General features: G+C 44.2%; 8 protein-coding genes. 6 read left to right on the top strand and 2 right to left on the bottom strand.

The annotated features are described in order from the left end of the window. Positions 1-376 precede the first annotated feature (376 nt). Positions 377-799: a hypothetical protein gene (locus ACYVAA_RS21420; protein ID WP_460545789.1), complete on the top strand. Its 423-nt coding sequence runs from the start codon at positions 377-379 to the stop codon at positions 797-799. 202 nt (positions 800-1,001) lie between these two features. Here the strand turns inward: ACYVAA_RS21420 and trpS are convergent, their stop codons facing one another. Then, positions 1,002-1,976 carry a tryptophan--tRNA ligase gene (trpS, locus tag ACYVAA_RS21425; protein WP_460545792.1) on the bottom strand — a complete coding sequence of 325 codons (975 nt, stop codon included), beginning with the start codon at positions 1,974-1,976 and terminating at the stop codon, positions 1,002-1,004. Positions 1,977-2,047: 71 nt separating this feature from the next. Between trpS and ACYVAA_RS21430 the strand changes: the two genes are divergently transcribed. After that, complete coding sequence (locus ACYVAA_RS21430; RefSeq protein WP_460545795.1) at positions 2,048-3,145, top strand: DUF1573 domain-containing protein; 1,098 nt, start codon at positions 2,048-2,050, stop codon at positions 3,143-3,145. 301 nt (positions 3,146-3,446) lie between these two features. On the opposite strand, the gene ACYVAA_RS21435 is transcribed toward ACYVAA_RS21430, so the two are convergent. Next, positions 3,447-4,655, bottom strand: a complete 1,209-nt coding sequence (locus ACYVAA_RS21435) for an acyl-CoA dehydrogenase family protein (RefSeq protein ID WP_460545798.1) — start codon at positions 4,653-4,655, stop codon at positions 3,447-3,449. Between the two features lie 129 nt (positions 4,656-4,784). Here ACYVAA_RS21435 and ACYVAA_RS21440 point away from each other — a divergent pair, with 129 nt between their 5' ends. From ACYVAA_RS21440 to ACYVAA_RS21455, 4 genes are all read left to right on the top strand, one after another. Beyond that, positions 4,785-5,759 carry a tryptophan 2,3-dioxygenase gene (locus tag ACYVAA_RS21440; protein ID WP_460545801.1) on the top strand — a complete coding sequence of 325 codons (975 nt, stop codon included), beginning with the start codon at positions 4,785-4,787 and terminating at the stop codon, positions 5,757-5,759. A 64-nt stretch (positions 5,760-5,823) separates the two neighbouring features. Then, entirely contained in the window at positions 5,824-7,410 is a 1,587-nt protein-coding gene (locus tag ACYVAA_RS21445; protein ID WP_460545803.1) for an NAD(P)/FAD-dependent oxidoreductase, read from the top strand. Beyond that, the gene (locus ACYVAA_RS21450; RefSeq protein WP_460545805.1) at positions 7,394-7,771 is read left to right on the top strand and encodes a CoA-binding protein; all 378 of its coding nucleotides are present in this window, start codon (positions 7,394-7,396) and stop codon (positions 7,769-7,771) included. The genes ACYVAA_RS21445 and ACYVAA_RS21450 overlap by 17 nt, the downstream gene beginning before the upstream one ends. A 137-nt stretch (positions 7,772-7,908) precedes the next feature. Further along, positions 7,909-8,547, top strand: a 639-nt coding sequence (locus ACYVAA_RS21455) for an ATP-binding protein (protein WP_460545807.1), incomplete at its 3' end; no start/stop codon positions are given.

Raw genomic sequence — 8,547 nt, forward strand, 5'->3', positions numbered from 1 at the left:
TTGCCAACGTATAGTTCGATATGGTCTGTTCCGTTAATAGGGAGAAAATCGGTTTGCATATGGCTTTTTCTTTTGGGTTTATATGGATTACCTCCTAAACAAATATAGGATTTTAAATGGTTTTCTAATAGGTACTGGTCAAGGAATGGGTAGGAGTGGTAGGCTAATCCAAATGGACTTTTTTTATGTTACATTTACTTTCATAGGGTAGAAAACGAGCACCGTTTTGCTCTTGAATTTGAATGAAAAATAGATTGGAAGTGAACTTGCAGCAGGGTGCAAAGCGGAAAAAGTTCATCTTAGGCTTTTTTCTTTTTTGGAAACTGCTCTCGGATTATCTACCTTCATGTTAAATTTCAAAATCAATCAATAAGTAATGGATTTAAATAAGTTAGACAAGGACCTAACCGCTATCGTAGAAAAAAGAATAGAGCTGAGCAAATTGACGTATGCCGATGAAGAATACGATGATATTGAAGAGGCTTTACATGATTTGGAAGATGATTTCAATGAGGAGTTTGGTGATGAACTGGAAGGAGAACTGGAAAAAATTTACGATAAACTGGATTCGGATACGGATATTTTGCTTCCGTCTGCTTATTTGGCAAACAAATACACCCCTATGCTAGCAGATGCGAAAGGGATCGTTTCCTATGAGGTAAAAGGAAAAGAAGGGGTACCTATTGAATCAGAGCAATTTGATGGGCAAGATGTAAGGATAATTTTGATTCCCAATCCCGCACGTTTTGTAATGCAGATCAATGGTGTAGCGATGAAAGATCTTTGGAGATCAAGATAAGCTGCTGCAGATATTATGATAAACAACAAAGGCTACTTCCAAGAAGTAGCCTTTGTTGTTTATAGACTTGTAAAGATGCATCGGATTTTATTTGTGGCTATAAGGGAAAGTAGATCGTCCATTGTCCAATGATAGGGTGTCGCTCTGACCACCCAATAACCAAATAACTCAATAACCCAATAACTAAATAAGCGATAGGCTATTACCCGTATCCCAGTTTCTTCCTTATTTTATTCAAGGTTGCTTGGGCGATTTTCTTGGCTTTGGCTTCTCCCTCTGCTAGCTTGGCTTCCAGTTCTTCCGGGTTATTCATATAATAGTCAAAGGTTTCCCGCTCTTTGGCGTATTTATCCTGGATCAGATCGAGCAATTCTTTTTTGGCATGACCGTAGCCAAAGTTTCCCGCAAGGTACTTTTTCCTAAGTCCTTCTGTCTGCTCTTGACTGGCAATAAGACTAAACAACTTAAACACATTACAGGTAGCAGGGTTTTTAGGTTCTTCCAGTGGTGTGCTGTCTGTGACTATACTATAGACATTCTTCTTTAGCTGCTTGGCAGGGAGGAAGATGTCGATGTAGTTGTTATAGGATTTGCTCATCTTTTGACCGTCAGTCCCGGGGATGATCATGACCTCTTCATTCACCCGTACCTCAGGAAGGATAAGGATTTCTTCCTCCATGCGGTGGTTAAACGAATTGGCGATATCCCGTGTCATTTCCAGGTGCTGCATTTGGTCTTTTCCCACAGGAACGATGTCCGCATCGAAGATCAGGATATCCGAAGCCATCAGTACGGGATAGGTGAAAAGTCCGGCATTTACATCCGCTAGCTTGTCCGATTTATCCTTGAAGCTATGGGCATTGGCCAGCATTGGATAGGGAGTGAAGCAACTCAGGTACCAGGTCAGTTCTGCAATCTCAGGAATACGTGATTGTCTATAAAAGACCGTTTGGGAGATATCCAGGCCGAAGGAAAGCCAAGCAGCAGCTACGGCATGAACATTCTCTTTTCGTAGGTTGCCATCTTTGATGGTAGTGAGAGAGTGAAAATCGGCTATAAAAATGAAGGATTCGTTATTGTCTTTTTTGGTCAATTCAATTGCCGGGACAATGGCTCCCAGGATATTTCCAAGGTGGGGCCTTCCCGAGCTCTGAATTCCTGTCAGTACTCTTGCCATCGTTTAAATTTTTGTCGCAAATTAAAGAAATATAGACACAATTCGCTTGAAATTTACCGTTATTTGTGATTATGAAGAGAATAGGATTTGTACTTATTGTATTCACCTTGGTTTCAGGTTTGAGTTTTTGTGTTCATGCTCAGGGACTTGCTTCCACTGACCTGCTGTGGGAAAGGCAGCATGCCAGCTTAGGTGCTGTGATGGAAGAGCATGGAGCGGTCATCTCTGATTTTTTTGTGGTCAATAATGGCGCGGTACCTGTGGTGATTGAAGAAGTGGAAACGGATTGTGGCTGTACCACGGTAGATTTTTTAACGGACACTTTGGCCCAAAATGAAATCGGCCTCGTTAAAGTGGCCTACCAGCCAACGGGCTTTGGAGGTAAATTTCAGAAAAAAATAGTGGTAAAGACCAATACCAATCCTTCGGGAGATACCTTGTATCTGGAGGGCAGCAATATACCTTATCCGGCCAATGTCGCTTCCTATTACGATTACAAGATAGGAAATCTAGGTTTTCGGTTCAGCTCTGTCAATATGGGAGAGGTCTTTACCAATGAGCCAAAAATAAAATATGTGGACTTTTACAATTTTAAGGATCTGCCGATCACGTTGGATGAACAAAACATGGAGCTTCCCGAACATGTCAAAATAGACATGATTCCAGCTATCGTGCCCGCCAAATCCAGGGGATTGTTGGCCATTCAGTACGATGCGGTGATTAAGGATGATCTGGGCTTCTTTGATGAAAACGTGGCTTTTAACATTGAATCAAACGGGAACGAGGCAGTTGAGTTAAGACTGCTGACTACTATCCATGAGTATTTTGCCCCGGTACCTAAAAGTGAGCTGAGTACAATCCCGCATTTGGCGATTTCGGAGGTGGAAGTAGACCTTGGAAAGATTTCGAGTAGACAGGTGGTGTCAAAATCCATTAAACTGACCAATACCGGAAAAGAGCCCGTTAATATCCGTAAGATCTTAACGAATTGCGAATGCGTGGTTATTGACTTGCCCAAGAAGGACTTGGCTCCCGGTGAACACACGGAGCTGCTTTTTACCTTTGACCCAAAAGGAAGATTAGGGATAGATCATAAAATGATCACCATTTTCAGTAATGATCCCCTGAATCCTACCAGGACCATTGTGGTGAAAAGCAGGATTGATTAGAGGTTGTAAGGTTTAAAGGTAGTAAGGTTGGGATTCGATGAATTGTGATTTGTTGACTGGTCACCTGTTATGCAATAGGGCATTGCTTAGTTGGGCCATGGTTTGACGGGTTAATCGATGTTGGATTGCCCGTGTTATGATTACCAGAGGTCCAGTCAAGGGACTTCGATCAGGGATCGAATATCAGCCAGTGGGGCTTTTATCTCCTGTCTTTCTGCTTCGGTACTTATTTAGCACTCCTGTTGCTTTTGTTATTAAACTTAGCTTTCCTCTCCATACGGGCCCTAAAAAATGCTTACATTCATTTAAAAGCAGAAATTCCCGTGATTTCATGCCCCAAAATTAGCAAATGGATATCGTGTGTTCCTTCATAGGTGATCACCGACTCCAAGTTCATCATATGCCTCATGATGGGGTATTCTCCCGTAATGCCCATTCCCCCATGGATTTGTCTGGCCTCCCGGGCAATGTCCAAGGCCATGGCCACATTATTTCGTTTGGCCATGGAAATCTGCGCAGAGGAGGCTTTACCCTCATCTTTTAGTTTGCCCAATCGCCAGGCCAACAGTTGTGCTTTGGTGATTTCAGTGAGCATTTCTGCTAATTTTTTTTGAACCAACTGGAATGAGCCGATGGGTTTGCCAAACTGTATCCTTTCCAAGGCGTATCTCTTGGCCGAGTCGTAGCAGTCCATGGCGGCTCCAATAGCTCCCCAGGCAATTCCGTACCGGGCAGCATCAAGACATTGAAGCGGAGCTCCCAGTCCGGATTTTCCCGGAAGTAGATTTTCCTTTGGCACCTTTACATGGTCAAAGACCAATTCTCCTGTGCAACTGGCGCGTAAGGACCACTTGTTATGCGTTTCGGGGGTGGTAAAGCCTTCCATGCCTCTTTCCACGATCAGTCCATGGATTCTTCCTTCCTCATCTTTGGCCCAAACAACGGCAATATCCGCTTTGGGAGAATTGCTGATCCACATTTTTGCACCGTTGAGCAGGTAATGGTCACCCATATCTTTGAAATGGGTTTTCATGCCGCCAGGATCAGAGCCATGATCCGGTTCTGTCAAGCCAAAACAACCCAAAAGTTCGCCTGAGGCAAGTCGGGGGAGGTATTTTTGTTTTTGGCTCTCACTGCCGAAAGCATAAATAGGAAACATTACCAACGATCCCTGAACAGAAACGGTGGACCGCATGCCAGAGTCGCCCCTTTCGATTTCCTGCATGATCAAACCATAGGAAATATAATCCAGGCCACCGCCACCGTATTCCTGAGGTATTTGCGGTCCGAATGCGCCCACAGCTCCGAATTTTTTGATGATCTCTTCCGGAAATACGGCCTGTTGCGCCCATTCTTCGATCTTGGGGGATATTTCTTTTTTGACAAAGTCCCTGATTGATTGGCGGATCAGCCGGTGTTCTTCGGTAAGCAGGTCATCCATATGATAAAAATCCACTCCTTCGAATCTATCTTGCTTTTGGGAGTTTTTGGGCCTTGGAATTGACGACATAATGTTTTGTTTTATTGGGTTTTTAGACTGATTTTTGCACTTTCATTATTGAAAGTACTTCTCTAAAGGCTTTATTAATTAAGCAAGAAGTTTGATAAAAAGCTATATTACTCCCATAAAAATATACCCATGAGCAAGGAGCGGCCATCCCAAGAGATCATTGAAAAAATACAGTTGCTGAATGAGAAATACAAAGCTTCAGGACAGGATATGCTTTCTTATCTCGAAGGGCTGCTGTACGCGGATTACCTGACTTACTGGGATTATATTAACCTGGACACCTTGCTTACTTTGCAACAGCCCAAGACTTCCTTTAAGGACGAGAAAATTTTTATCATCTATCATCAGATCACAGAGCTGTATTTTAAACTCATCATCTGGGAACTGGAGCAAATCTGTGATGAGAAAGTGGCCAGAGCAGCTTTTCTAAAAGAGCGGATCAATAGGTTGATAATGTATTTTGATCAGCTGGTCTCTTTTTTTTCCGTAATGTGGAAGGGCATGGAAAAAGAGCAGTTTCTTAAATTCAGGATGTCATTGCTGCCATCCAGTGGTTTTCAGAGTGCGCAGTACAGGATCATAGAAATCATGTCCACGGAAATTCAGTACCTGGTCAATCTGGAAGAAAGAAAGGACTATATGGACATCAACCTTACCAGTGTAGACAGTCTCTTTGATATCCTTTATTGGCAGTCTGGAGCAAAGGAGCTGGCCACTGGGGAGAAGACATTGACGCTGAAGACCTTTGAGCAAAAATACGGGAAGCAATTGAAAGAATTGATATTGGCTTACCGGAAGAAGAATTTGTGGAAAGTCTATCAAAGCTGTCCTGATATAGACGATGAGCTGACCCAGCTGATGCGAACCTATGACCTGAAAGCCAATGTCTTTTGGCCTCTGGCCCATTATAAGTCGGCAGTGAGGTATCTGCACAAAGCCCCGGCTGACATCGCTGCCACTGGCGGGACCAACTGGCAGAAGTTCTTGCCCCCCAGGTTTCAAAAGGTGATATTTTTTCCTGAATTGTGGTCCGAAGAAGAGATTGATGAATGGGGAAAAGGCTGGGTCGTGAAAGAGATATTCGGTAAGGAGGAAGAATCCTGAGCCTGAATTGCAATTATTTTAAGAAATATAAGAATCGTTTTAAGGATAAATACCTTAACCAATTATGAAAAAGGAAGTACAGCTTAGAATCAGTCCTGAAATCGCTTTTGATGAACCTCGTTTTGAAGCGGCTGTATTGGCGCATTTAGGTTTGCGAAGCCAGGAAGATGAAATAAAGATCAGGCCTTTAAAGCGCTCTATTGATGCAAGGGGGAAGCAAGTAAAGGTTAATATTTCAGCTGAAGTCTATGTCAATGAGCAGCCAGGACCTAGAATTTCGGCCTCCAAAGCGTATCAAAATGTGCAACATGCGGACCCTGTCATAATTGTAGGTGCCGGTCCGGCGGGGTTGTTTGCAGCCTTACGGGTGATCGAATTGGGAGGCAAACCCATCGTACTAGAGAGGGGGAAGGATGTACGAAGCAGAAGGAGGGATCTGGCGGCCATTAACAAAGAACATATTGTCAACCCTGAGTCCAATTACTGTTTCGGAGAAGGAGGGGCAGGGACTTACTCTGATGGAAAGCTATACACACGCTCCAAAAAGCGCGGAGATGTCAGAAGAATTTTGGAAATCATGGTAGCTCATGGGGCCACAGAGGAGATTCTTGTGGATGCCCACCCGCACATAGGCACCAATAAATTGCCAGTGTTGGTATCAGAGCTAAGACAGAGCGTTTTGGATGCGGGAGGGGAGATCTTGTTTGATACGAAAGTGACTGATTTTTTAATGGAAGGAAATGAGATGAGGGGAGTGGTTACCGCTGATGGTGAAAAAATCAAAGGGATAGGGGTAATACTGGCCACAGGCCATTCGGCAAGGGATATTTTTCATCTGTTGCATGAAAGAGATATTTTGATAGAGGCCAAGCCTTTTGCACTGGGCGTTCGTGTGGAGCATAGTCAGCAGTTGATAGACCAGATCCAATATCACTGTTCTAAAGACCGGGGAGCTTATCTGCCCGCGTCTTCTTATGCTTTGGTACAACAGACCCAATTTGATGGAAAGCAACGGGGTGTCTTTTCGTTTTGTATGTGTCCGGGAGGGTTTATTGTTCCTGCTGCCACAGCCCCGGGAGAGTTGGTGGTGAATGGGATGAGTCCAAGCAGGCGCGACAGTAAGTTTGCCAATTCAGGAATAGTGGCGGCTGTGGAACTGGAAGATATACCGGCCTATCAGCAATACGGACCCTTGGCAGCCATGATGTTCCAGGCAGACGTAGAAAAGAAGGCCTGGGAAGCAGGAGGGGGTACCCAGGTGGCACCTGCCCAGCGCTTAATGGATTTTGTGGACCGAAAGGCAAGTTCCAGTCTACTGGAAACTTCCTATCAGCCGGGTTTGAGCTCTGTGGATATGGGGGGAGAAGTTTTACCTGAATTTATAGCCCAAAGGCTAAGGGATGCCTTTGTCGGCTTTGGCAACAAGATGAAAGGTTATCTCACAAACGAAGCACAGATTATCGGAGTGGAAAGCAGGACTTCTTCGCCAGTGAGGGTCCCGAGGGAAAAAGAATCCTTCGAGCACCCTGTCATCAACAGGCTCTATCCCTGTGGGGAAGGGGCAGGTTATGCTGGTGGCATAGTTTCTGCAGCAATGGACGGAGAAAGATGCGCGGAAAAACTAATGGAAAATTATGGAAGAATCAGGTAAGAAAACAGTCATCATAGGTGCAACTGACAATCCGGGGAGGTATGCTTTCCTTGCGGCAGGTATGTTAAAGGAAAGTGGTCATCCTATAGTGCCCATGAGCATTCATGCCGGAGAGGTCCAAGGACAAAAAATGCTAGACCTCAACGAAAAAATCCCGGTAGAGGGGGTGCATACAGTTACCATGTACATCAACCCAAGCCATCAGGAAGAATGGGAAGATTACCTCCTGTCACTAAATCCAAAGCGGGTGATTTTTAATCCAGGCTCAGAGAATCAGGGTTTTAGGGATCGCTTGGAAAAAGCGGGAGTTGAGCCGGTAGAGGCATGTACTTTGGTGCTGCTCAGGACCAATCAGTTTTAATCTGGAAAGCAGGATTCCGTCGGGGATTTTTTGGCTTATTATGGCTATTATGTGGCAAAAATGTCGTATTATTATAGGTTGAAAGTGAAATTGAAGGTAGAGGAATTTTTCCTCTTTATTCTTTTATAAATGCTATTATGAGTAAAGAACAAGCGTCAAATTTAGGGGAGTATTCTGCTGGGAATATTCAGATATTAGAAGGTTTAGAGGCAGTAAGAAAAAGGCCTGCCATGTACATTGGGGATGTGGGCATCAAAGGACTGCACCACCTGATTTGGGAGGTTGTTGATAACTCAGTAGATGAAGCCTTAGCAGGACACTGTGATACCATTCATGTGACCGTCCAGGAAGATAACTCCGTAAAAGTATCCGATAATGGCCGGGGGATTCCAACAGACATGCATGAAAAGGAGAAGCGGTCCGCACTGGAAGTGGTGATGACAGTACTTCATGCCGGAGGTAAATTTGACAAGGATACCTACAAGGTTTCTGGAGGACTTCATGGTGTGGGGGTTTCCTGTGTGAATGCCCTATCGACCATGTTAAAAGCCACCGTCTACCGAAACGGAAAGGTATTTGAGCAGGAATATTCCAGAGGGGTGCCACAAACTCCCGTAAATGAAATAGGGACTACAGATAAAAGAGGTACCACCATTCATTTTAAACCGGATGGAGAGATCTTTAATGTAACCGAATATAAGTATGAGACCATAGCTACCCGATTGAGGGAAATGGCCTTTTTGAATGCCGGTATCAGGATTTACCTCAAAGACATG

This window comes from Echinicola sediminis (genome assembly GCF_054777495.1).

Coding starts and splice junctions, on each gene's coding strand:
- ACYVAA_RS21420 (WP_460545789.1), top strand. CDS start 377: ATGGATTTAAATAAGTTAGACAAGGACCTAACCGCTATCGTAGAAAAA.
- trpS (WP_460545792.1), bottom strand. CDS start 1,976: ATGGCAAGAGTACTGACAGGAATTCAGAGCTCGGGAAGGCCCCACCTT.
- ACYVAA_RS21430 (WP_460545795.1), top strand. CDS start 2,048: ATGAAGAGAATAGGATTTGTACTTATTGTATTCACCTTGGTTTCAGGT.
- ACYVAA_RS21435 (WP_460545798.1), bottom strand. CDS start 4,655: ATGTCGTCAATTCCAAGGCCCAAAAACTCCCAAAAGCAAGATAGATTC.
- ACYVAA_RS21440 (WP_460545801.1), top strand. CDS start 4,785: ATGAGCAAGGAGCGGCCATCCCAAGAGATCATTGAAAAAATACAGTTG.
- ACYVAA_RS21445 (WP_460545803.1), top strand. CDS start 5,824: ATGAAAAAGGAAGTACAGCTTAGAATCAGTCCTGAAATCGCTTTTGAT.
- ACYVAA_RS21450 (WP_460545805.1), top strand. CDS start 7,394: ATGGAAGAATCAGGTAAGAAAACAGTCATCATAGGTGCAACTGACAAT.